Genomic DNA, 2,072 nt, shown 5'->3' with positions numbered 1-2,072 from the left:
GACACCGACAACAACCCCACCCACCTCCCCCAAGCCCTCACCACCACCCCCCAACTCGCCCTCCACAACAACACCCTCCACACCCCCCACCTCACCCGCCTCCACCTTCCGGAAAATCCCGACGCAGTATCGACTTGGCGTGAAGACGGGACGGTGCTGATCACCGGCGGTGCGGGTGCATTGGGGAGCCTCGTCGCACGCCACCTGGTAGCGACATACGGCGTACGGCACCTGCTCCTGACGGGCCGACGCGGCAGTGACACGCCGGGAGCGGGGGAACTGCGCGAAGAACTGGAGAGGCTGGGCGCCGAAGTGGCATTCGCCCGGTGCGACGTCGCCGACCGGGAGGCCCTGGCCGAGGTGCTCGCGTCAGTGCCGGAGGACCGGCCGCTCACCGCGGTCGTACACGCCGCGGGCGTGCTCGCCGACGCGACGATCACGTCGCTCACACCGGAAGCGGTCGACGCTGTCCTCGCACCCAAGGTGGACGCTGCGATACACCTCGACGAGTTGACCCGCGACCTCGATCTCGACGCGTTCGTGCTCTTCTCCTCGGTGGCCGGCCTGCTCGGTACGCCGGGCCAAGGCAACTACGCGGCGGCAAACGCTTGTCTGGACGCCTTGGCCGGGCAGCGCCGCGCGCGGGGGCTGCCCGGCCAGGCTCTCGCCTGGGGACTGTGGGGCGACACCAGTGACACCAGTGACACCAGTGACACCAGTGACACCAGCGACACTGGTGGCTCTGGTGGCTCTGGGGGCATGGGTGCGGCGCTCCGCGACGTCGACCTCGCCCGCTGGTCCCGCACCGGCATTGCCCCGCTGTCCCCGGCACTCGGACTCGCGTCAATTGACGCGGCGCTGCGCTCCCGCATGCCGAACATCGTCCCTGTGCGCCTCGACCTCCCGGCGCTGCGTGCCCAGGCCGGGGCCGGCGAAATCCCCTTCCTGCTCCGGAACTTCGCGACACGTCCCGCGCGCAGGACGGCCGCTTCGACCACGGCCGGCGGTACATCCGCCCTGACCGCCACGCTGGCCGGACTCGACGAGCTGGCGATCCACGCCGAATTGCTCGGACTGGTGTGCGCCGAGGCGGCACGCGTGCTCGGCCACGACAGCGCAGGCACGATCGACCCGGAACAGGACTTCAAGGCCCTCGGGTTCGACTCGCTGACCGCCGTGGAACTGCGCAACCAGGTCAACGCGGCAGCGGGCACCCGGCTCGCCCCCACAGTCATCTTCAACCACCCGACCCCTGCAACTCTCGCACGCCATCTGCGCGACGAACTCCTTGGAGCCGCCGCTACCGACGCCGTGACCCCCTCCGTAGCCCTTTCCACCGCCGAGGTGGATGACCCGGTTGTGGTGGTGGGGATGGCGTGCCGTTACCCGGGGGGTGTGGCGTCTCCGGAGGACCTGTGGGGGCTGGTGCGGTCGGCGGGTGAGGGCGTTTCGGAGTTTCCGCAGGATCGTGGCTGGGATGTGGACCTGTTCGACGGCGATCCGGAGCGGTCGGGTAAGTCGTACACGCGGCACGGCGGGTTTCTGCATGACGCGGGTGACTTCGATGCGGAGTTCTTTGGTATTTCGCCGCGTGAGGCGTTGGCGATGGATCCGCAGCAGCGGTTGGTGCTGGAGGTGTCGTGGGAGTTGTTCGAGCGGGCGGGTGTCGACCCGGACGCTCTGCGCGGCTCCCCGACGGGCGTCTACGTCGGTGTGATGTACCACGACTACGCACCCCGCACGTCGACCGAGCACCAGGAGATCGAGGGCTACGCGCTCACCGGAAACCTGTCCAGCGTGCTCTCGGGACGCGTGGCGTACGCATACGGGCTTGAGGGTCCGGCGGTGACCGTCGATACGGCGTGCTCGTCGTCGCTGGTCGCCCTGCACCTGGCCGCCCAGGCGATGCGCAACGGCGAGTGCGACAGGGCCGTCGTCGGCGGTGTGACTGTGATGGCCACCCCGAACACCTTCATCGAGTTCTCGCGGCAGCGGGGGTTGTCGTCCGACGGTCGGTGCAAGGCGTTCGCGGAGGCGGCGGACGGCACGGGGTGGAGTGAGGGTGTGGGTCT

At 69.4% G+C, this 2,072-nt stretch carries 1 protein-coding gene; it reads left to right on the top strand.

All coding sequences use genetic code 11. The features are described from left to right. Window positions 1-2,072: type I polyketide synthase (locus ACWGI2_RS42030; protein ID WP_453701333.1), on the top strand; the 2,072-nt coding region annotated here is incomplete at both ends.

It is taken from the genome of Streptomyces sp. NPDC054866, assembly GCF_053610745.1.
This window is presented reverse-complemented; position numbering and strand designations above follow the sequence as displayed.